The organism is Nitrosospira sp. TNL200 (genome assembly GCF_055386305.1).
In genome coordinates this window covers 2371616-2394428 of sequence record NZ_AP041003.1, presented here as the reverse complement: position 1 = coordinate 2394428, position 22813 = coordinate 2371616, and the positions used below count along the sequence as shown (strand labels likewise).

17 protein-coding genes and 1 pseudogene are annotated in these 22813 nt (G+C 54.9%); 12 read left to right on the top strand and 6 right to left on the bottom strand.

Features of this window, described 5'->3' with window-relative positions; all coding sequences use genetic code 11:
* Positions 1–95 precede the first annotated feature (95 nt).
* The 5 genes from glnE to ACZ5CE_RS10765 all read left to right on the top strand — a co-directional run bounded on the left by glnE (position 96) and on the right by ACZ5CE_RS10765 (position 6375).
* Positions 96–2861 (top strand): bifunctional [glutamate--ammonia ligase]-adenylyl-L-tyrosine phosphorylase/[glutamate--ammonia-ligase] adenylyltransferase, encoded by a 2766-nt coding sequence (glnE, locus tag ACZ5CE_RS10785; protein ID WP_464574916.1) that lies wholly within the window; start codon positions 96–98, stop codon positions 2859–2861.
* A gap of 138 nt (positions 2862–2999) precedes the next feature.
* Positions 3000–3920, top strand: coding sequence for a branched-chain amino acid transaminase (locus ACZ5CE_RS10780; protein ID WP_464574915.1), 921 nt, complete (start codon positions 3000–3002; stop codon positions 3918–3920).
* A 39-nt stretch (positions 3921–3959) separates the two neighbouring features.
* Positions 3960–4166, top strand: a complete 207-nt coding sequence (locus ACZ5CE_RS10775; protein WP_464574913.1) for a zinc-finger domain-containing protein — start codon at positions 3960–3962, stop codon at positions 4164–4166.
* Positions 4167–4464: 298 nt separating this feature from the next.
* Positions 4465–5841 (top strand): phosphomannomutase/phosphoglucomutase, encoded by a 1377-nt coding sequence (locus ACZ5CE_RS10770; protein WP_464574912.1) that lies wholly within the window; start codon positions 4465–4467, stop codon positions 5839–5841.
* A 6-nt stretch (positions 5842–5847) separates the two neighbouring features.
* A complete protein-coding gene (locus ACZ5CE_RS10765) occupies positions 5848–6375 on the top strand; it encodes a low molecular weight protein-tyrosine-phosphatase (RefSeq protein ID WP_464574911.1) in 528 nt (175 codons plus the stop codon).
* A 542-nt stretch (positions 6376–6917) separates the two neighbouring features.
* Here the strand turns inward: ACZ5CE_RS10765 and ACZ5CE_RS10760 are convergent.
* Positions 6918–9761: an Rne/Rng family ribonuclease gene (locus ACZ5CE_RS10760; protein WP_464574910.1), complete on the bottom strand. Its 2844-nt coding sequence runs from the start codon at positions 9759–9761 to the stop codon at positions 6918–6920.
* 404 nt (positions 9762–10165) lie between these two features.
* Between ACZ5CE_RS10760 and ACZ5CE_RS10755 the strand changes: the two genes are divergently transcribed.
* The 7 genes and pseudogenes from ACZ5CE_RS10755 to ACZ5CE_RS10725 all read left to right on the top strand — a co-directional run bounded on the left by ACZ5CE_RS10755 (position 10166) and on the right by ACZ5CE_RS10725 (position 14581).
* The gene (locus ACZ5CE_RS10755; RefSeq protein WP_464574909.1) at positions 10166–11200 is read left to right on the top strand and encodes an RluA family pseudouridine synthase; all 1035 of its coding nucleotides are present in this window, start codon (positions 10166–10168) and stop codon (positions 11198–11200) included.
* 115 nt (positions 11201–11315) lie between these two features.
* Positions 11316–12266, top strand: coding sequence for a S49 family peptidase (locus ACZ5CE_RS10750; protein WP_464574908.1), 951 nt, complete (start codon positions 11316–11318; stop codon positions 12264–12266).
* Positions 12267–12623: 357 nt separating this feature from the next.
* Positions 12624–12785, top strand: a pseudogene (locus tag ACZ5CE_RS10745) (type II toxin-antitoxin system RelE/ParE family toxin); the annotation flags it as partial.
* Positions 12786–12833: 48 nt separating this feature from the next.
* Positions 12834–13097, top strand: coding sequence for a HigA family addiction module antitoxin (locus ACZ5CE_RS10740; protein WP_464574907.1), 264 nt, complete (start codon positions 12834–12836; stop codon positions 13095–13097).
* 220 nt (positions 13098–13317) lie between these two features.
* Positions 13318–13656 carry a VOC family protein gene (locus ACZ5CE_RS10735; RefSeq protein ID WP_464574906.1) on the top strand — a complete coding sequence of 113 codons (339 nt, stop codon included), beginning with the start codon at positions 13318–13320 and terminating at the stop codon, positions 13654–13656.
* Positions 13657–14000: 344 nt separating this feature from the next.
* Positions 14001–14258, top strand: a complete 258-nt coding sequence (locus ACZ5CE_RS10730; protein WP_464574905.1) for an AbrB/MazE/SpoVT family DNA-binding domain-containing protein — start codon at positions 14001–14003, stop codon at positions 14256–14258.
* Positions 14255–14581, top strand: coding sequence for a type II toxin-antitoxin system PemK/MazF family toxin (locus ACZ5CE_RS10725; protein ID WP_464574904.1), 327 nt, complete (start codon positions 14255–14257; stop codon positions 14579–14581). The genes ACZ5CE_RS10730 and ACZ5CE_RS10725 overlap by 4 nt, the downstream gene beginning before the upstream one ends.
* 390 nt (positions 14582–14971) lie before the next feature.
* Here the strand turns inward: ACZ5CE_RS10725 and ACZ5CE_RS10720 are convergent, their stop codons facing one another.
* From ACZ5CE_RS10720 to ACZ5CE_RS10700, 5 genes are all read right to left on the bottom strand, one after another.
* Positions 14972–15520: a DUF1444 family protein gene (locus ACZ5CE_RS10720; protein WP_464574903.1), complete on the bottom strand. Its 549-nt coding sequence runs from the start codon at positions 15518–15520 to the stop codon at positions 14972–14974.
* Positions 15521–15530: 10 nt separating this feature from the next.
* On the bottom strand, positions 15531–20348 hold the full coding sequence (locus ACZ5CE_RS10715; RefSeq protein ID WP_464574902.1) for an RHS repeat-associated core domain-containing protein: 4818 nt from the start codon (positions 20346–20348) through the stop codon (positions 15531–15533).
* A gap of 124 nt (positions 20349–20472) precedes the next feature.
* Entirely contained in the window at positions 20473–21132 is a 660-nt protein-coding gene (locus ACZ5CE_RS10710; RefSeq protein WP_464574901.1) for a PEP-CTERM sorting domain-containing protein, read from the bottom strand.
* A 325-nt stretch (positions 21133–21457) separates the two neighbouring features.
* Positions 21458–22186, bottom strand: coding sequence for an SAM-dependent methyltransferase (locus ACZ5CE_RS10705; protein WP_464574900.1), 729 nt, complete (start codon positions 22184–22186; stop codon positions 21458–21460).
* Positions 22187–22199: 13 nt separating this feature from the next.
* Positions 22200–22796 (bottom strand): Maf family nucleotide pyrophosphatase, encoded by a 597-nt coding sequence (locus ACZ5CE_RS10700; RefSeq protein WP_464577491.1) that lies wholly within the window; start codon positions 22794–22796, stop codon positions 22200–22202.
* Positions 22797–22813 lie beyond the last annotated feature (17 nt).

Genomic DNA, 22813 nt, shown 5'->3' with positions numbered 1-22813 from the left:
TTGCGCGACGCTTTCCAGTTCTGCGAGAGCAGGTGCATGCCCGTTGAAATACGGGGTTTTGACGATCGATTTATTGTAACTCCGAATCTTTGGCCATGCATCCCGATCATCCCGTCGAGACAGTGATCGATTCGATCCTTCCATATAGCCGTTATGCGCAGCGCTTGCTGGACAGCGAGCCGGAATTGCGGGTGGAATTAGAAAAAAGCCTTCATCGCCCTTTCGTTGCGGCCGAGATGCGGCAATTTCTGGATGCGGATGCGGATGCGGTAGCGGTCAGTGATGAAGCTGGCCTGCAGCGTATATTGCGGAGCCTGCGCAAGAAGGTGATGTTGCGGTTGCTGGCTCGGGATCTGGGTGGACTGGGAGACCTGGCCGAAGTCATGAGGAGCATGACCGACCTGGGCGAGACAACCATTCGTTTCGCGCTGGAGCGGCAGCAGGCCTGGCTGACCGACCCGAACCGATATGGACGCCCGAGGAATAAGGAGAAGAACGCTCCCCAGGAAATGCTGGTGGTGGCCATGGGCAAATTGGGAGGCGGAGAGCTCAATGTCTCCTCGGACGTGGATCTGGTTTTTGTTTACCCGGAAGATGGAGAAACCGATGGCCGCCGTTCAGTCTCCAACCAGGATTTCTTCGTTCGCCTTGGACGCAGATTGATCGCCAGCCTCAATGATATGACTTCCGACGGCTACGTTTTCCGGGTCGATATGCGCTTGCGTCCATATGGCGAAAGTGGCCCGCTGGCGGTGAGTTTTCCCATGCTGAAGGATTACTTCATAAACCAGGGGCGGGAATGGGAGCGATACGCCTGGATCAAGAGCAGGCTGGTCGCCGGCCCTTGCGCGGAAGGCTCGGTTCTGATGGAGCAGATCGCACAGCCGTTCGTGTTTCGAAAATACCCCGATTTCGGCGCGTACGAATCCATGCGCGGTTTGCATGCGCAGATTCGGCAGGAGGTCAGCCGCCGTGAATTGCATGAAAATATCAAGCTTGGACCAGGCGGCATCCGCGAAATTGAATTCATCGCCCAGGTATTCCAGCTTATCCGTGGCGGGCGGGACGCCGAACTGCGTATTCGTCCGACCCTGGAGGTGCTGCACCGCTTGCGGGAGAAGCGGCAGCTATCGGAAAAGGCGGTAGCGGAACTCTCCGAAGCTTATTGTTTTTTTCGCAATCTCGAGCATCGCCTGCAGTATCTCGACGATCTGCAAACCCAGACATTGCCTCAAGCGGCGACAGACCAGGCGCTGATAGGGGAAACGATGGGCTTTTCAAGCTACGAAGGGTTCCTGGAGCGCCTTGATGACCATCGAAGCAGGGTGACGGGTCACTTTGAACATATATTCGCCGCTCCCCGGGAATTTCATACCTCCGGCATGCTGACCGCTCTCTGGGAAGAGCAAGTTGAAGAAGAAGCCGGACCGGAGGCTGCCGTCCGGCTGGCGGCAATGGGGTTTTCCGATCCTCAAAGCAGTCTGGGACGTTTACAGGCATTTCGCGCCAGTGCGCGCTACCGGCAGTTACCCAAGCCGAGCAAGGCACGCATTGACGCGCTTGTTCCCGCTCTGATCGAGGTGGCCGCGAAAATGCCAGGGCCGGATGCGACGCTGGAGCGGATGCTACGGCTGCTTGAAAGCGTGAGCCGCCGCGCGGCCTATATCGCGTTGTTGCGGGAATATCCCGAAGCGCTGGAAAGAGTGGCCAAGCTCGCCAGCACCAGCCAGTGGGCTGCCGAGTATCTCAACGCACATCCTATTCTGCTGGATGAGCTGCTTAACTCCGAGGGCTTTCAAAACGCACCGGACTGGTCGCTTGCCAGGACCGCTTTAGAGAGCCAGTTAAAACAGGCGGAAGGCAACGATACGGAGCAGCAGATGGATGTGTTGCGGCATTTTCACCATGCCCAGGTGTTCCAGCTGCTGGCCAGGGACGTGGAGGGTTTGCTGCCCCTTGAAACGCTGAGCGATCATTTGACGGAACTTGCCGATCTGATACTCGATAAGGTGTTGCATCTTGCATGGTCCGGATTGAGGAGGAGGCACAGGGAAGATCCCGCATTTGCGATTGTGGGCTATGGCAAGTTGGGCGGAAAGGAACTGGGCTACGCATCCGACCTGGACATCATATTTCTTCATGACGATCCTCATCCCGATGCGTCCGAGATATATGCGAGATTGAGCCAGCGCATTAATTCCTGGCTGACCAGTTACACTTCTGCGGGCTTGCTGTACGAAACCGATCTGCGCTTGCGTCCCAACGGCAGCAGCGGACTGCTTGTCAGTTCCCTCGATGCTTTCGATCAATATCAGCGTAACCAGGCATGGGTATGGGAGCACCAGGCGTTGACCAGGGCGCGTTTTGTCGCGGGGGATTCGCGGATAGGAGATGCGTTCGAGCGAATACGGAAGGAAGTGCTCCGCCAGTGGCGCGACCCGGCAAAACTCAAGCGCGAAGTCCTGGCAATGCGTGAGAAAATGTTCGAAGCGCACCCCAATTCGTCCAGATTGTTTGACGTCAAGCACGACCGCGGCGGCATCATCGATGTCGAGTTCATTGTGCAATATTTGATTCTGAGTCATGCCTGCGATCACCCGGGGTTGACGGACAATATCGGCAATATCGCCTTGCTGAAGCTGGCGGGAGAGCTGGGGCTCGTTTCCGTAGCGGCCGCGCAACGCGTGCTTGTGGCTTATCGGGAGTTTCGCCGTGTGCAGCACAGGCTGAGATTGAGCGGAAATCCGGATGCTGCCGAGTCGTCCTCCGGCCGGCATCAGAAATTTGTCCGGGTGGAAGCCGATCGTTTCAGGGAAAGCATTGCCGCCGTGCTTCAGTTATGGGCGGAAGTTTTCGATTGATCCCAAATCCGGCAGTTGGACAGGGTGGAGTGTGCGGTTTTTGGAGTACAGGGACGGCAGAGGCAGAGAATGTGATTCAATTTATCAAGGGTAAAATGCGATAGAATAGGGATTTTCAAAGATCCCGAGGAGTTTTTGATGTCGATGGCTGACCGCGACGGCGTTATCTGGAGCGACGGTAATATCATCCCGTGGCGCGAGGCTACCACGCATGTATTGACCCATACATTGCATTATGGAATGGGAGTATTCGAAGGTTTGCGCGCCTATAAGACGCCCGGAGGCACGGCGATTTTCCGGTTGCGGGAACATACCGACAGGCTATTCAATTCCGCGCATATTTTCATGATGAAAATGCCCTACGACAAGGCTACGCTGATGCAGGCGCAATGCGATATGGTGAAGCAGAACAGGCTGGAATCCTGCTACATTCGCCCTATTGTTTTTTACGGATCGGAAGCCATGGGAATTTCCGCCAGGACGCTTTCAGTTCATGTCGTGGTCGCAGCCTGGCCCTGGGGCGCCTATCTTGGCGCGGATGGTCTCGAAAAAGGCATCCGTGTCAAGACTTCTTCATTTTCCCGGCACCACGTCAATGTCAACATGTGCCGCGCCAAGTCTGTCACCACTTATGCCAATTCGATACTCGCTCATCAGGAAGTGGCGCATGACGGATACGATGAGGCCCTGCTGCTGGATGTGGATGGGTATGTGGCGGAAGGAGCTGGCGAAAACATATTCATTGTCAAGCAAGGAAAGCTCTACACTCCGGACATGACTTCATGCCTGGAAGGCATCACTCGCGCTTCCATCATCGAGCTTGCCACGGAAATGGGAATCCCTATAATCGAAAAGCGGATCACCCGGGACGAGGTTTATTGCGCGGACGAGGCGTTTTTTACCGGCACCGCTGCCGAGATAACGCCTATCCGCGAACTGGATAACCGCCGCATAGGGGAAGGTGAGCGGGGCGCCATTACCGCCAGGCTGCAGGCTGCTTTTTTTGACTGTGTGGGCGGCAGGGCCGCAAGCCATGCGGATTGGCTCACCTATGTCTGATCGATGTTGATGCGTATCGAAGGAAACGAAGGAAAACCCATGCAGAATGCCAACGTGAGAAAGCAGGAACCGATCGAGGTCACGGGCGACGATCTGCCATTACATTGTCCTATGCCATCCATGCTCTTATGGAATTCGCATCCTCGTGTCTTTCTCCCCATAGAGAATACCGGTGAAGCGTTGTGTCCCTATTGTGGCACCCAGTACACGCTCAAAGGCGGTTCGGGGACAGGACACCATCGCTGAAAGACCCGTAGAAATACGGTCAATGGGAAACAATTCATCACAGGGCATTTGGCGTGGCGGCGCCTGGAGGGGGAGGCAGCTTTTACCCATGCGTGTGTCCGGAGGGGCGGGATGGGTTGCTGGATTTTCCGCACCGTTGGCATGAATCTAAGTTTTTTCCGGCCATGGGGCCATGGGTGCGCTGCCTGCTTGCCCGGCATATTCCCGGATGTCCTGATCCGCTTGTAAACCTCGCCATACCCATCATTCCAATAACTTAGCATAATCTCATGCCTGATCAATAACTTAGCATAATCTCATGCCTGATTTACCGAAAGAGATTTTTAAAGCCTACGATATCCGCGGTATCGTTGGTCAAACGCTCACCCCGGAAATTACTGAAGCCGTGGGACACGCCATCGGTTCCGAAGCACGTGTCCGCGGTATTCAATCTTTGGCAATAGGCCGGGATGGCAGAACATCCGGTCCGGAGCTTGCGGCGGCGCTGGCGGCGGGGTTGCTGAAAAGTGGTGTCGACGTGGTCGATGTCGGGATGGTGGCTACCCCCATGCTCTACTTCGCGGCGCATACCTTATGCGGCTATTCCGGCGTAATGGTGACTGGAAGCCACAATCCTCCTCAATATAATGGCTTGAAGATGGTGCTGGGTGGAGAAACCCTTGCGGCGGAATCCATTCAGGCGTTATACCGGCGCGTGGTAAATCAGGATCTGGTCCATGGTCAGGGGGGATATCGCAAGCATGATATTGCTGAAACTTACTTGCAGCGCATTACTGCCGACATAAAGCTGGCTCGCCCCATGAAAGTCGTCGTCGATTGTGGCAACGGCGTTGCCGGCGCTTATGCGCCGGAGCTATACCGCAGGCTCGGATGCCATGTAACCGGGCTCTTTTGCGAAGTCGACGGGACCTTTCCCAATCATCATCCGGATCCCTCCGCACCCGAGAACCTGCACGATCTGATACATGAGCTTGGAACAGGCGACGCGGAAGTCGGGCTCGCCTTTGATGGCGACGGGGACCGCGTGGGCGTGGTAACGAAAAACGGTTCGATAATTTATCCCGATCGTCAATTGATGTTATTTGCGGCCGATGTTTTGTCAAGAAATCCTGGTGGGCGGATCATTTATGACGTGAAATGCACTCGCAACCTCGCGCCGTGGATAGAGCAGCATGGTGGCCAACCGATCATGTGGAAAACAGGGCATTCGTTCATCAAGGGCAAGCTGAAAGAAACCGGGGCAGTGCTCGCGGGCGAGATGAGTGGCCATATTTTCTTCAGTGAGCGTTGGTATGGATTCGATGATGGATTATATGCGGGCGCACGGTTGCTGGAACTGCTCAGCCGCGAGGCAGATATCGATGCTGCCCTTCATGCAATTCCAGATGCTATCAGTACTCCGGAACTGCAGATCAGGCTGAAGGAAGGAGAAAATTATCAGGTGATCGCCCAGTTGCAAGTAAATGCGCGCTTTGATAATCCGCTTCGTGTGATTACGACGGATGGGCTACGGGTGGAGTACGCCGATGGGTTTGGCCTGGCACGTTCATCCAATACCATGCCCGTGATTGTGCTGCGATTTGAAGCGGACAGCGCGGCAGCGCTCACGCGGATACAGGAGGATTTTCGCAAGGTCATTTTACAAGCCCGGCCAGATGCGGCGTTACCATTTTAGTGAGCCATGAAAGTGGAAGAGCATCTTAAAACACGCGTTCTGTTTGTTTGCATGGGAAATATTTGCCGGTCTCCTACTGCGGAGGCTGTATTCAGGCAGCAGGTCAGGGATGCTGGCTTCGAGCAAGCCTTTCACATCGACTCGGCTGGCACTCATGATTACCATGAGGGTGAGCCGCCGGATGAAAGAGCCCAGCAGGCGGCGACCCGGCGCGGCTATGACACCCGAACCCTGCGGGCGCGGCGCGTGCATGAAAGGGATTTCGAGCATTTTCATTATATTCTTGCAATGGATAAGGCCAATCTCGCCATATTGAGGCAGGAATGTCCGCCTCAATACAGTCATAAGCTCGGCTTATTGATGCAATACAGCCGCAGGTTTTCCCAGGGGGTGGAAGAGGTTCCTGACCCTTATTTCGGTGGACGCCAGGGTTTTGAACATGTGCTGAACATGGTGGAGGAAGCCGGTCAGGAGCTGCTCAACCGGATATGCCAAGAAAAAAATATAGGGACGAGCCTCCTGGGGAAGCGCTGAACAAATTCTCACCGGCACGATGGTTTTTGCGGGATGGGATGCGCAAAGCGGTGTGAATGGAGCGGGTTTCGCGGCTGCCTGTAAATATCCTCAAGAGAGAGCAGGGGCCGCGGATTGCGGCGAATCCAGGGAAGCGCTGAACAAATCTCTGCTGGCGCGGCGGTGGCTTTTCGGGATGGGATGCGCGAAAGGCGACGACGCGAATGGTGCGACCGCGCAGGGCGGAGCAGTGTTTTCCGAAAGGAAGATGCGACCCCGTAGCGGGCTGCTGGCGCCCCATGTATACTTTGGCGCGCTCTGGCATCCCCGCCGCTGCCCGATCCCCGCTTCGCGGGGCCCCTCGGGCCACGCTCTGGGAAGCCACCGCGTTGCGCTCGTTGGCATCGTAGTCCCAGCTACGACCTTCGTCGCGCGCCTTATGATTATCCCGATTTTACCAGCAACGCGCTCAGCGAGGATTTGTTCAGCGCTTCCCTAGTTCTCCCTATCGGAAATCCTCCCCAAGCCACCGGAATTTTCTCGCGATGGCTTTATACAGCCGGTCACTTGTGCGTTTCAATTTGCACTAATGGCTCGCCAGCAGCCGCCGCAGGCGGAGGCGCAGGCTTTCTTTTCCGTCGGCCTTCCAGAACGGACTCTACAGACGCGTGCTCGTCAGGAGTCATCCGTTTTCCGGGAATGGTTTCAATCATGATCAATCCACTCGCTGCCAAATTCAACGGTTCCGGTGCAGGAGCGGATTTCCCGGCTGCTTGCTGAACTGATGGCGCCGTTGCTTCCGGCGTTTTGTCCGAAAGTTCGTTTTCTGTTGCAACGCTTGCAACCCCGCGTATTCCTTCCGATGCATCGGTAAGCAGCAGAGGCGGGGAGGATGGCGCAAGGGGTGCAAGTGATGCGGATAAGGGTTCCTGCTCCGGGATGGGGGAAAGCTGATACGGTCTGCTTTCCTGCTTGGGCGCTGCCCCGGCGGCTACTCCAGGTGAAGTGGCAGTCTTGTTTTCTTCATCCGGCACTACAGTTGGCGCTTCCTCTTCCGGATCGCTTGACTGGTTGGCCGGCTGTCCGCCCACCGGCTCTGGCGGAAGTACCGTCTTCGATTCGGGAAGCGCTCCCGTCTCGATTGTTGGCAAAGCCACGCTTACCATGGCAGGTGTTTCCCATATCGGCTCGCGGGCAACTTCGTTTTCTGCCTTATTTTGTTGCATGGCCGGACCGGCCATTTGCTGATCCTGGATTTCTCTTGGCGAGGTGTTTTTTGCTTCGCGGGGAAGGCGATCCTGGCGGTCACCCCGGTCGCGCTGCCTTCCGCCACGGCGGCGTCTGCGTCCCCCATCCTCTCCCCGCTGAGCCTGAGCCAGGTCTTCCGTTGCCGGTTGTTCCTCCGCAGGCAACCGGGTGTCCGCCCGAGATTGTTTTTCCTCCCGTTTTTCCTCTCGAGGGGGGCGTTGCGGCTTTTTCGTGCCAAAGCGCTCTGCCTGGGGTTTCGAATCGCCGCGCTCACTGCGCTGGCTCTGCGCGGTTTCCCGGGGTTGACCCGGGAAAGTGACCACCTCGCCGGTTCGTTCGCCGCGCTCCCCACGCTCTCCACGAACTGGTCGGGCCGGCCGGACGCGATCGCGCCGGCCAGGGCCGCGTTCGAGCTGTTGCGGTCCGGCAGCAGCCTGTTCCGGCAGAGCTCTTTTTCGCTCTCCCCCCGGTTGCCTGAACCATCCCAGTATTTTATCCAGAAAGGATACCTGCCCGGGTTCGCGTTGCGGTACCTGCTCCCGTACTGGCGCCGGCTGGGACGGGGTTATGCCTTTTACGGCAGCCTGCTGCCGCACTGGTTTGGTTTCCTGCGAAGCCGATGGCAGGGTAATTTCCGTCGTGGGTTTCTCCACCAACTGGTAGCTGGTTTGAATTTCACCCGACTTCACCTCGTCGTGTCGCAAGCGAGTTATATTGTAATTGGGAGTTTCGAGATGAATATTTGGAATCAGGACCACATTGACTTTCAATCTGGCTTCGATCGCATGTATCTCGGAACGCTTTTCGTTGAGCAGATAGGTCGCCACATCCACCGGTACCTGGGCTTGAAGCACAGCGGTATTTTCCTTCATTGCCTCTTCCTGGATGATCCTGAGAATATGCAATGCCGAAGAATCAGTGCCGCGAATGTGCCCCGTGCCATGGCAGCGCGGGCAGGAGATATAGTTGCTCTCGCCGAGCGAGGGGCGCAGCCGCTGCCGCGAAAGTTCCAGCAAGCCGAAGCGGGAGATTTTTCCCATTTGCACGCGTGCGCGGTCATAACGCAGCGAGTCATGCAGGCGATTTTCCACTTCTCGCTGATTGCGGGCTACTTCCATATCGATAAAATCGATCACCACCAGCCCACCCAGATCACGTAGCCGCAACTGCCGCGCGATCTCATCGGCGGCTTCAAGATTGGTATTAAGCGCCGTTTGCTCTATGTCGGAGCCACGGGTCGCTCGCGCGGAATTCACGTCGATCGATACCAGCGCCTCAGTATGATCGATCACGATGGCGCCGCCTGATGGCAAAGTTACCTGGCGCGAATAAGCGGTCTCGATCTGGTGTTCGATCTGGAAACGCGAGAATAGAGGCACGTCGTCGCGGTAGAATTTCACGCGGCCGACGTTCGCGGGCATGACATGGCTCATGAACTGGCATGCCTGCTCATAGATGTTTTCAGTGTCGATCAGGATTTCACCAATTTCCTGGTGAAAGTAATCGCGGATTGCCCGTATGACGAGACTGCTTTCCTGGTAGATAAGAAAGGCGCCGCTCTGGCCGTGCGATGCTTCCTCGATTGCACGCCATAATTGCAGCAGATAATTGAGATCCCACTGCAATTCTTCCTCGCTGCGGCCTATTCCCGCTGTGCGGGCAATAATGCTCATGCCCGAAGGAATATCGAGCTGGGCCATCGTATCGCGCAGCTCGGCGCGGTCTTCCCCCTCGATGCGGCGTGAGACTCCGCCACCTCGCGGGTTATTTGGCATCAATACCAGGTGGCGGCCCGCCAGCGAGATATAGGTGGTGAGCGCCGCACCCTTGGTGCCACGCTCGTCCTTGTCTACCTGGACGATGAGCTCCTGGCCTTCATGGAGAGCGTCCTGCGGCCTGCCGCGGCCGGTATCGGCGGTCTCCTTGAAGTAGGAGCGGGAGATTTCCTTGAAAGGAAGAAAACCGTGCCGCTCTCCGCCATATTCGACGAAAGCGGCTTCAAGACTGGGCTCCAGGCGGGTAATGACCGCCTTGTAAATGTTGCCCTTGCGTTGTTCCTTGCCGGATGATTCGATGTCCAGGTCAATGAGTTTTTGACCATCGACAATCGCGACACGCAGTTCTTCCGGCTGTGTCGCATTAAATAACATGCGTTTCATTTTATGCCTCCCGCGCTCTGGACACGGGCGGACAGCCTACGCTGCGGGGATTCTTCCGCGCGTATACGAGAGCATACTAGTCAGGCAACGTTGGTCATAGGCTTGGCTGCTGTTAAAGATGACTATTTTCTCTGGCGTGTCGCTGTGGCCCTGCTTCAATTAACTAGCAGAGCCAGGAAATTAAGTTTCAATCAGGTTTCGGTTATGGCGCCGGTAATGGGCGCAACGAAACCGAAAACTGAAATTTACGTGTGCTTTGAGCGCGCAAATCAATTACTATCACTACTTTAGTGGTGAGTGACGTTAACCAGGTTTTTCGGGTTGGCGCTTGTCCCTTATTGGACAGGATTTTCATCAACAGCGCTGCCTTGAACGCCGGATAAAGGGATAGGCTGAACTCCGAATTGGCAAGTATAAGTAGAATTAGAGATTTAGGCAAAGATTTTCCCCTGCTTGCCGCGGTGAATGAAGTGGTGGATGAGAGTGGTGACGGACAGCGCATAGATAATTTCCTGTTCAAACGGCTTAAGGGAGTACCTAAAACCCACATCTATCAGTTATTGCGGAGCGGGCAGGTGCGGCTCAACAGCAAACGGGTGGACGCTGGTCACCATTTGCAGTCGGGTGATGTGGTGCGTATTCCGCCAGTTCGCACCGGGGTCAGGCCTGTGCCTGGACATGGCGGCGTCAAGCCCGCGCCTTTTCTATTCGAAATCCTGTTTCACGATGAGGCGCTGATCGTACTCAACAAGCCTGCCGGCATGGCCGTGCATGGCGGAAGCGGCGTGAGCCAGGGTGTGATAGAGCATTTGCGCGCCCAGCATCCCGAATGGAAATTCCTGGAACTGGTCCATCGTCTCGACAGGGGAACATCGGGCGTCCTGTTTCTTGCCAAGTCCCGCGCAGCGCTGATTGAACTGCATCGACAAATTCGGGCGGGACAGATGGAGAAACGCTATCTGACTCTGGTGAAGGGAAAGTGGCGGAATCCGAGGCAAGCTGTACGGTTGCCGCTCCACAAGTATGTCACCCCCACCGGGGAAAGGCGGGTGGTTGTGGCATCTGCGGACGGATTGAATGAAAAGGGGGCAATGCCCGCTCATACTATTTTCATTCTCAAAAAATCATGGCCTGATTTCAGCCTGCTGGAAGCGGAACTAAAGACAGGCCGAACTCATCAAATTCGCGTGCATCTGGCTCATCTCGGATTCCCGATCGTGGGGGACGACAAATATGGCGATTTTGACTTGAATAAACGATTATCCAGGGAGATGCCGGCAAAAGGGCTGAAACGCCAGTTTCTTCATGCTGCTGTGGCGGAAGTGGTACATCCCGTCACCGGGAGGCGACTGCGGGTCGACGCGCCTTTGGCCATCGATCTGCGGACATTCCTGGAACAACTCGACCTTTCGGAAACTAGTGTAGTGAAGCGCTCTTGATGGAACTTATAATCAGGCTATAAGCCGCGTGGATACTGGGTTTCATATATTTCAATCAGTGTGCGGCATTGCACTGGCAGTCTGTCGGAAAGCAATCAACTCCCGGATTTAGGAAATGGCTGATACAGAAACTCCCAACGAAGGCTCCGAAAAACAGGTGCTCGAAAAGCTGTTGCTCTCGTCATTGCGGGAACAGCGCAGAGCGCGCCAGTGGAGTATTTTTTTCAAATCCCTGACTTTTGTCTACCTGTTTATTCTTTTGTTTGTCGGGTTGGGTTGGTTCGGCGATAGCGGCATGTCGATTTCCGGCAAGCACACTGCGCTGGTCGAGTTGCGCGGCGTCATCGCGCCGGACAGCATCAGCAGTGCCGATAATGTCAATGCCGGTTTGCAGCATGCATTCAAGGACCAGAAAACACAAGGGGTGATATTGCGCATCAATAGTCCTGGAGGAAGCCCCGTGCAAGCGGGCTACATCAATGATGAAATCCGGCGCTTGCGCGCCGAATATCCACGAATTCCACTTTATGTGGTGGTGGAGGATGTTTGCGCCTCCGGAGGCTATTACGTTGCCGTTGCCGCTGACAAGATTTTTGTCGACAAGGCAAGTATTATCGGCTCGATCGGTGTCCTGATGAATGGATTCGGTTTTACCAATGCAATGGACAAGCTGGGTATCGAGCGGCGGCTGCTTACCGCGGGAAAAAACAAGGCCTTTCTCGATCCTTTTTCACCGGTCAATCCGGAACAGGCGGAATATGCGAAAAAGATGCTGGACGATATTCACAAGCAGTTTATCGAGGTCGTCCAGGAAGGCAGGGGCAAGCGCCTGAAGAATACACCCGAGATTTTCAGCGGCATAGTCTGGACCGGACAAAAAAGCATCGATCTGGGTCTGGCCGACGCAATGGGAAGTGCGGAATATGTTGCGCGAGAGATCATCAAGGCCGAGCATATCGTTGACTATACGACCCGGGAAGGATTCGCCGAACGCTTTGCCAAACGCTTCGGGGCAGCCGCGGCGAGCGTCCTGATGAGCATGGGGTCCTATGGGGGATTGTGGTAGCGGGAGGTCGCGTTACGCGGCGCAGCCCCGAGGATCTCCAGGCGGCGCGAGCCATGCAGAAGGATTCCAATATTCCTGTTTCGACCGTCGCCAAACGTCTAGGGTTGCCCCCCTTGACGCTTCACCGCCATATTCCAAAGGCGAGTATTCCCAAGGCGAGAAGCGAAAACCTGGATGGACGCCATCCATGAAAATGCTGATGAAGAACGATATCAAGGAATCGACGCCGGCTCAGAAGCTGAAGGGCCGGTAGCTTGGTCATTCACAAGGATGGAGAGGATGAAAATCGGCCTGGTCGAGTGATGGCAAGATTCGCAAACGGTGAGTTTTTCGAGATCATAGGCTGTCGAGACGGTAGCCGAGACCGATATTCCAGGTTATCGGCTTCACCCCTTGACGGGCGACCTTAAAGGCTTCTGGAGCATTCGCGTAACTGGAAACTGGCGGATCATATTCCGCTTCAAAAATGGAGCGGTACGGGATCTGGATTTAATAGATTATTTAATAGATTATCCTTGAAAAGGAGCTGAAAATGACTATGAAAAATCCTGTTCACCCGGGCCGGATATGAAAGGGGCACTTGGTGAGTTGAATCTAACCGTGACCGGTGCGGCTAAGGCTTTAAACGTGTCGCGCCCCACGCTGTCCAGCCTCATCAACGAGAAGGCCGGTATATCGCCGGAAATGGCCGTGAGGCTGTCGAAATCCATGGGAAGCACCCCCGCTTTCTGGATGCGGCTACAGATGATCTTCGATCTTGCCCAAGTCGAGGCTCGTGCCGATACGATTATTGTCAATCACGTGATTCAGACGCATTTGACGATAGGGTAAACATGAATTCAAAAGAACGTACGGCTCATATGCGCCATGAATTTAAGAAACGAATAAAAAACTGGATATAGCAAAAACGGTTGTTTTTAGGAGATGCCAGCAACGTGGCCCGCTTTCCGCTTTTTCGCCCTTGTTTCCATCCTAACAGTCTCTTGAAACCGGCTCTCCTGAAAGCTACGCGATAGTTGAGCTTTTAAGATTTGGAGAGGTGCAGCAATCCATGAGACTTGAAGCGCTTACCCCGATGCTGCGAACCTGGGATCTTCCCGGTTCTATTGACTTCTACATTGAAGTGCTCGGTTTCCACTGCGACAGTTCCAGCGACGAGCGAGGCTGGGCCTCCCTCCATCGTGACGATGTGAAATCATGCTTGCTGGCCCGAATCGACATGAGAATGACGCAGCTCCCGGCTTTGCCGGATCTGTATTTCAGGACGAACCAAGTCGATGCCTTGTGGCAATTGCTGAAAGACAAGACGGGCGTCTGTTACCCAATCGAGGATTTCTCCTACGGCATGCGGGAATTTGCCATCTATGACAATAATGGCTATGTGCTTTAGTTTGGGCAGCCTCCGCGCGCCTCATAACTTCTAAACGAAGATCCACGAAGATCAGTCACGCCGCGTCAGCATTCTGGAGCAGGATTTGACCTTACAGCTCAATGCGCTGAGAAGGGTGCGAGAGGCATTCTTCAGCGAGATCGGCTTCCGCCATGTCGGTTAAACGAAGGGTCAACGTTTTGCTAATAACTGCTTCCCTCGCTCTACGTCACTTTTCATCCACAGAATTATCAAAGCCTATGGCAAATAACAGACTGATCCCGTATTCCACTGGATGGCAGGCTTGCAGGTTAGAGGGGGAATAAATTATACTTTAATATAATGCTATTCGCTGGAGGTGCATCATGTACACAACCAATCTGCGCAAGGTTGGCGGCTCGGTCATGTTGGCCGTCCCACCAGCATTCCTTGATCAATTGCACCTGCAAGCCGGCGCAACGGTTGGCTTGGCCGTCGATCGCGGCCGCTTGGTAGTTGAACCTAAGCCACGGCCACGTTACACGCTTGCGGAGTTGCTGGCCGCCTCGGACTACTCGCAGCCGCAACCGGCGGAAGAACGCGAATGGGTCGATGCATCCACCGTAGGCGGTGAACTGCTATGAGGCGGGGCGACATTTATCTGGTGTCGCTCGATCCAACCGCAGGGCATGAGCAAAGCGGCAGCCGTCCCGTCTTGGTCGTATCGCCGGCCGAATTCAATGAGGCCACCAAGCTGCCGGTGATTCTCCCGATCACCAACGGCGGCGAGTTCGCCTGCCGCCTGGGCTTCGCCGTGCCCGTGACCGGCATCAAGACCATCGGCGTCGTCCGTTGCGATCAGCCGCGCGTGATCGACCTGGCTGCCCGTCACGCCCGCAAGGTGGATACTCTGCCAGAATCCATCATGGACGAGGTGCTGGCGAAAGTCGCCACGCTTTTCGAGTAAGCAAGCATAAGCATGAATGGATTTCGCCCGCTGGCAGCGAAGATGGAACAGCACATGCAACAGCTTTCTGCCTAAGGCGTCAACGACGCACCTGCCATCATCAACCGCATGAAACCTTGGGAATTCGTCGGACGGTGCCATGAGCTGATTGTCTGATGTCCCGACCCAAACCTTGTCCCTATGGCAAATAACAAGACCTGACCCCGTATTTTCGTACTCGCATTTATGACCATTCAACATGAAACAGTTTCCTTACGGGTTCAAGGCGCAAGAGTGCCTGGGAAGCGCCAATATTTCCACGTCGCAGGTCGACGGTCATTGCAAGATGCGACCGGAGGATAAGCCTCTTTCTAAGGTTAATTATTAAGCCGGCAGATTGCAGGGAAGTTGTTAATCAGCATAACGAAGCCAGTTCTTGCCGTGCCGGCGAAACAAGATTGGAGTAATAGCATGATCTCCCGTTTGTGCCCGGTCAATAATTGCACGTAGTTCCGAAATTCCTTCGTTAGAACTAATATCACAAAATGCTAATACATCCCGGGTTGGCGCTGCTGCCACAAAACCTTTAGTAACAAGATGGGAAAATGTTTTGTCCCATAAATTATCGACGAGTAGAAGGCTAGCTTCAAAATTTCCATCCAGAAAAATAGCGAAGGTGTGCCCGTAAGAGCGAACCTCGAGCTTGGTCTGTATTAGCTTTTTTAAATTTTGTATGCTGTAATCATATAACTGTGTTTCTGTCAAACCAGAGGAACTAAGATCATGGTTCTGAACATATTGAAATTTTTTCCCAAAATCCAAGAGATAAGCCACAACTAAGCCATTATTAAGTTCTCTGAGAACAGGCTGATTGTCAAATGTTAGCCTGATATCTGAATTACTGCTTTCAAGCGAAGGCTTTAAATAGGGAAGCGCATCCTGTAGGTGTTTTGAGAGCAATTGGTGTCCATTATTCAATAATTATTATAGGTAAATCTTCAATCGGTACTATAGGTAAATCTTCAATCGGTGTTATCTCCGGAATTCGCACATTTGCACCATTAAGGTTTTTTATTTGCAAAGAAACGTTATTTGCACCACCTCCAACGATATTTTTAAGGCCAAGTGCTAGAGCATTAGGTCCTCGTGGCGTAAATAGTCCCCGTAGTATTTCTGGATAACATACTTTCTGGTTGGGTGTCAACCTTGCAAATGGCCCATTCTTAACTTCAGTCAAAGATAGTTCTCCAGTTTCTGGATTATAAGCTCCTATATCGACTCTCACGGTACCGGATGGGGTGTCAATGGTAATCTCTTGCCCTATATTACTTCCAGAAGGAAATTCTTGAATAACTTGATTTACGCCAGATTGGCCTTGGAGAACTGGTCCAGCTCCTCCTGCAAGGCCCTGTGGGTCGATCCTTGTAAGTGGATTACTCCCTACATAGGCGTAAAGATTTAGCCCTCCTTTCTCTCTAATCGGATCGCGCGACAGCCACCTTGCCGTCTTCGGATCATAGGCCCGGTAATTGGTAAGATACAGTCCGCTTTGCTGATGATAAAACATCCCCGCATAGCGGAAGTCAACTGAAATCCGCCCATTCGTCGCTATTGGGTTGCCGTAAGGGTCATAGTCGTAACTGGCGACCTTGGCCCCGTTCTGGGCTGCCATCACATCCCGCACCGATCCCAGATGGTCAGTGCCGTAATAGAGCAACGTGCCACCCTGCGGGATTGCCATGCCTTGCGGGTAATAGCGGCGCGTGACGATATCCCCCGCCGTGCGGGCCTGGCACAGCGTAGCGCCGCACCACAGATAGCGGGTCTCTGTCATTGCTCCGCCATTTGTCTCGACGATGGCGATGCGCCGCCCCATGCCGTCGTGACGGAACGTGGTTGCCTTGCTGGCGTCATTCTTGTAACCGATGGAAATCAGGCGGTTCTCGGCGTCCCACTGATAGGTCCGGACTCCGTCATCCTTCAGATTACCGTTCGCGTCATGGCTGAAGCTTTCATTGTTATAGCTCGTGAGCTGGTTGACGCTGTTGTAATGCGGCATCGCGCCATTGATGGAGGTCAGGTTGTCGGCCGCGTCATAGCCATAGCTGAAAGCCGCTCCGCTTGAGGGCTGAGCTCCGGTCAAGCGGTCATTGGCATCGTATGTATAGTGCCAGCTCTTCTGCGCTGCTCCTCCCGCGGTTTCCGTCAGCGTGGAAATCTGGTTTTCCGGTGTAGTGGCATACTGGAAGCCGCGCGCCAGTCCACTATTCGTGATCGACTTCAGGCGGCGGTCATGGGTATTGTCCTCATAGCCCCACTGCGTCCCCACGGCCCCGGCCTGCTGGCTTACGAGCTGGCCGGTCTGGCCTAGATAGCTGAAACTGAAGGAGCCCAGCGGATTGGTGTGCTGGGTGACGCGGTTGAGCCTGTCATAGGCAAAGGATTCCGTAACCGCATCCACCGTGCGGCTGGCAACCCGCCCGAGGCCATCATACTGGTAGGAAACAGCGTCATTGGCATATGGCCCATTCTCGCCTGTCAGCTTGAGCGCCCCTAGGGAGCCGATAGCGCCATACTGGAACTGGGTGGTTCCCGCCCCATCGGTCATGGTGGTCCTTCGCGGGAAATACGGGTCGTAGGTGAAACTGACGCCGGGCGTGGTACTTATAGCATTGGCATAATTCAGGGCCGCGAGCCGGTCATCCTTCGTATAGCCATACTGTCTGGTCTGCCCCAGGGCATCAGTTACGCTGATCAGACGGCTTGCGCTGTCATAGGCATAGGTTTCCCTGGAATCATCGGCATAGACCTTGGCGATAGGGCGGCTCTGGATATCGATATCCCAGTGCGTCGTATTCCCATTGCCATCGGTGATGCTGCGCAGCACCCCGTTACGGTAATAGCTGTAGCTGGTGGTCTGGCCCACGGGGTCGGTCATCGAGGTCATGCGCCGGTTGGCGTCATAGCTGTAGCTCGTAACCCTCCCCATCCGATCCCTTGTTTCCACCAGGTCGAGCAGGTCGTAGCTATTCAGCGTGGTGGTTCCGTCGGGATAGAGGATTTGCGTAACCCGGTCGATGGCATCGTATTCATAAGCCACGCTACGGCCTTCCGAATCGGTGGCAGTGGCAATGCGGTCGAAAGCGTCATAGGTGAAGCTGTACTGCACCGCGTTATTCGCATTGGTGATCGAGGTCAGCCGCCCCAGCCCGTCATAGGCGTAGCGCGTGGTCTGCCCGAGTGCGTCGGTCACGCCCGTTACCTGGCCAGCCGCGTTGTAGGTATAGGAGGTTGTCTTTCCCGCCGCATCGGTCGCGGTCAGGGGAAGGTGCTGGCTGTTGTAGGTGAAGGCCGCCAGCGTGGCCTGGCCGCTGCCCGTGGTCTGCTGGATGGAAGTAAGATCGATGTCATTGGAAGCGTAGGTAAAGGAAGTCTTGCGCTCTGTAGGGTCGGTGGCTGTGAGCGGCTTGCCGATGCTGTTATAGGTAAATCTTCTTGCTTGCGTGGAGCCGTCATCTAATACTCGGCCGATTGCTATCGGTGTCCCGGCAGTTCCTTCCATGATGGAATTACCTTGTCCCGGGTAGGTATTCCAGACGCGGCGCTCAAGGGGCTGTTTGCTGCTTTCTATGATCGGTGAGGTCTGTCCAGCCGGATTATGAAGCCAGTGAATGATTCGGGCTTGGGTGTAATCGGTATGAGTGATAGCATAAAGATGCTTGTCCCAGTGGAAAGTATTACGGTAGTAAAGAAAACCGTTCAATATCCCCATGCCAGCCGGAGCCACAGGATCATCATTGGGTATGCCGGAAGCAAAATGCCGGAATTCCAGTCGTTCGGTAAAACCCATCGGATCGGTCATTTCCAAGAAGCGTGAGTTTTCATAGATGTTCTGCCCATAGGTGAAATGATGGGTACCATAGGGTGTCGTCATTTCATTGATGAGCCCCCCCGTATCGTATTTGAAGGAGGAAGTAATGCCGATCACATCGGTGATCGAGGCGAGACGTCTGTTTGTGTCGTATGTCAGTTCGGCACGGCGTCCGAATGGATCGGTTATTCCGGTTACGAGCAGGGGATTGGCAGGGAACTCATAACTGAAGATGGTGTTGCGGCCAGTGGCATCCGTGAGCGATACCAGGCGCAACTGATTGTCATAATTGAACGTTAGCGCGTTACCCGAAGGATCGATTATTTGGCTCAGGAACATGCGGCGCGGGTATACGGTTGCGCCATCGCTCTGGGCGAATACCTGCTTGCTTCCATCGGGCATGCGCAATTCATAGGAAGTGGCGGGACCGGTGGCGGGTATGCGTACCAGCACCGCCTGGCCCTGCCGCTCGGGGGAGAACGCGCCGGAGGCCGTTGAATAGCTGTAGCCGATCGAATAATCCACCGATCCCCCACCCGCTGCATAGCGCAGAACTGAGCGGCCAGGCGAGTCGGGAGTATCCTGAACCCAGGACAGCACGTTCAGTGTCCATTTGGGGCTGATATTGAAAAAGCTGAAATTGGCTGGCTGGCTGGCTTCGCGCTGATTGTAGGTCAGGCTGATTTTGGCGGAAGGCCCCTTCGGCGGCTGGTACCCGACCGGAACGTCGCTTAAGTTCAGGCTCACCAGCATCATTTTAGCGTTCACTACACACATGGCTGGTGGTGACGCTGCGGAGCCAGTGAGAGGAACAGGGCCTTTTGGATTGGAGCAGGTCAAGTTGCTATCAAGCTTCTGTGTCGTACCGGGCTGATTAACACTTGTCTGTCCCATTCCATAGATACGCCTTGCCTCTTCAGGAGTGGCCATACGCCAGGACGCAACTTTCTGGGTTCCAGCCGGAACCAGGAAATACCCGCTTGCCTCCGCATCGATGGCTTCCCTGGTGAGCCAAGCATCTCCCGTTGCAAAAGTGGGGTCCTGGACGTGGTAGAGGCCGTTCTGCTCGCCGATAATGGCGGCATAGTGGTTCAGCTTCCAGTTAACTACCGAAGGAACAGGAATGGGCTGGCCGGGGCTACGGAACACCAGCTCATGAGGAATGTCGGCTTTGGCCGCTAGCTCCGATACCTGGGCGAGAGTGTAGCCGCGCGGACCTGAGCGGGCCGCATCCATGATGGCGATTTTTGACGAATCAGCGTGTGATGAGACGAGCAGGCTCTTGAGCGCCATGGGGCCGCAAAGATAAGCCTTGTCGTATTCATTGCGGAACATCCACAGGCTTTCATGGGCATCGGTAATTAGTTCCGTAGCTGGACCACTCATGGGTCGGTCCTTGATGTCCTCCAGGAGTTTTTCAAGCCCGTCTGCATGTCCCAGGCGGGAGCGCATGCGGGTAAGTTCCCCTATGGCCCGATCTGCCAGCATCTTGCCCATGGGATTATCGGCGGGACGGGTCTTTTCCGCCTTCCACGCTCGTTCCCAGGCATCTATCGCCCTGGAAAAATAGCCTTGGCGGTAATAGGCGAGGCCCAGGTTCGCGAGAACGCCGACATTCCATCCGGAACGCGGATGTTCCTTGAGGAAAGCTTCGAACACGGCCAGATCGTCAGGAGAAGGCTGGCTGCGGTAGGCGGATATGGCTTCGGCAAGCGCCCTATCTTCCCGCTGCGCGGTGGCGTACATTGGCACGAGCGGCTCCTCGAAGCCGTCCACCTTGATAAACGGCGGGGGAGCGGGATTTTCAGGAGGCGCGGCCTGGAGCGGAATGCTGCCTATGGACAGGGCAAGCGTGGCAGCAGTAAGGAAAGAAGAAAGAAAGCGGGAAACAGCCGTGCGGGACCAGAAGCGAGCCATGCGAACTCCTGAAAGAATGAGTGCCGGGGAATCCCAGGCCGCACTCCTGGGGAGCAGGCAGGCGGCCTGATCTACATCGTCATGCTGAAACCTTGAAGCTTTTGAAACCTGTTGCGGCTAACGCTTACGCTCTGCCCTTCCTGCGGCGCAACACCCAGGCTCCCAGTCCCCCAAAGCCGAGCAGCGCGAGGCTTGAGGGTTCCGGCAGCGGGTTGGGCGGCGTGATCGAGCCTGGGGCGAAAGTCAGGTCATCGACGGTGAATTGCGTGCAGTTGACCGTGCCGCACTGGAACGGGTCGGTCGTGGAGCCAGTTGTGCCCGCGAAGAAATCCAGCTCATCGATGCCGGTGAAGCCGAAACTGACGAACAGGGGAGCGGCGGTATCGAGGGTCAGGGTTCTTGTGAACAGCAGGGCGCCATTCAGCCTGCCCTGCACGGTAAGGCTCAGATCATCGTAGTAACCGGAGCCCAGATAAGCGCTGACGAAATCGAAGAGGTTGGCGGCCTCGATTTTACCGATGATGGGCGTGACGATTGCGCCGAACGATTCGCCACCGCTATAGGCCGCATTGTCGGGCGAGACGATTCCATTGTTGAAGCCGGGGAAGCCTGGAATGCTCGTATAGGCCGAGAAGTTGGTCCAGGTGAAGCCCTGATAGGGATTCAGGGAATCGAGGCTGAGATCGCCGCCGGAGGCATCGAGATCATCGAAATTGACGATGGCAGCAAAAGCAAAGGAAATCTGGGAGAACAGCAGCACAGCTAAAGCGATTTTGGGAAACATTATTGTTATTCTCCTCAAAAAATCCTTACTGTAGAGCTTCAGTATACTCCCGTTTCAGCTTCTCCTTAATTAATTTTTTATTACTTGCGAAGATGGGCAAGCCGGTCTAATTGGATTAGAAGGTTTATTATTTATATCAATTGCTTAAATAGATAGCTATCTCTTTTCTTCTCTCTTCCGTTGTGCAATCCGACATTCCCCGCATATTGAGGGGGCGGAGAGTTTGTTGCTTCGGGAGTAACAGCGGGTGAAGTATTGTCAGCTTCCGCGCAAGAGAGGCTATTATGATTGAAGCACTGAACTCATCCGATACTTGTTCAGAGGTTCAGGGGTTTCTTAGGCCCGTATCACCCTGAAGCAAAAAAATGGAAGGCTTTTTATCGAGGTCCGGGGAATGATCTTTCCATTGCCTGATTGTTCTGGTGGCGACATGCTCATCTGGCAGCGTGAGATTGCAGGCAATGCACAGCCTGGTATCCGGGCGGCATGTCGAGACAAGAAGCTCCATGAGTTTTTGATTGCGGTAGGGGGTTTCGATAAAAATCTGTGTCTGGCTGCGGATGATCGATTCTTTTTCCAATTCCATGATTCTTTTTACGCGCTTGCCGGCCTCGATGGGGAGGTATCCATGGAACGTAAAGCACTGGCCGTTCAATCCGGAGGCCATCAGCGCCAGCAATATCGAAGATGGCCCGACCAGAGGCACGACGCGAAGGTTTCTCTGATGTGCGAGCTGCACCAGTGCTGCACCCGGGTCAGCGATTGCCGGGCATCCCGCTTCGGATAACAATCCGACGTCGGCGCCTTCGAGCAGCGGGGTCAACAGACCCGGAAGCTCGCTGTCCGGCGTATGCTCATCCAGTATGCTCATGCTGATTCTTTGCAGCGGCCGGACGCAACCGATCTGTTTCAGGAAGTGCCGGGCGGTTTTTGGATGCTCGACGATATAATACTCAAGCTCTGCAGCAAGCTGCCGAACCGCATCCGGTATGATCCAGTCAAGCTCTCCGCCGCCCAAAGGCGTGGGAATGAGATAGAGGGTGCCTATCGCCACGCTGGCCACGCTGTCACACTATCTCTATGCCTTCGCGCGATAGCATGTCCACAAGCGCCAGGAGCGGCAATCCGATCAAGGCAGTGGGATCGTCGCTAAGGATGGATTCGAGCAAGGCGATACCCAGCCCTTCGGCCTTGGCGCTTCCCGCACAGTGATAGGGTTGTTCCTTATCCAGGTAATTTTCGATTTGCCGATCGCTCAGATTCCGGAATTTCACGCGCGACGGAACAAGTCTTGTCTGCATATTCCCATTTCGGCTATTGAAGAGGCAGAGCGCAGTGTGAAAGATCACTTCCTTTCCCCGGGCGGCCTGAAGCTGCTTCACTGCATTCGAGTAGTTCAATGGCTTCCCTAGCTGAACACCTTCCAATACGGCGACCTGATCGGCGCCAATGATGATGGCATTACCCGAGCCTGCGGCGACCGCCCGCGATTTGGCTTCGGCCAGCCGGATGGCGGTCATCTCCGCCTTCTCCCGTGGCAGGGGCGTTTCGTCTATTTGCGGGCTGCATACATCGAACGGAATTCGAAGGCGGCGCAGCAATTCCTGGCGGTATACGGAACTGGATCCCAGGATAAGTCTTTGATCGATTTGTTGTGTTTTCAAAGTCTGGTTGAGTTGAT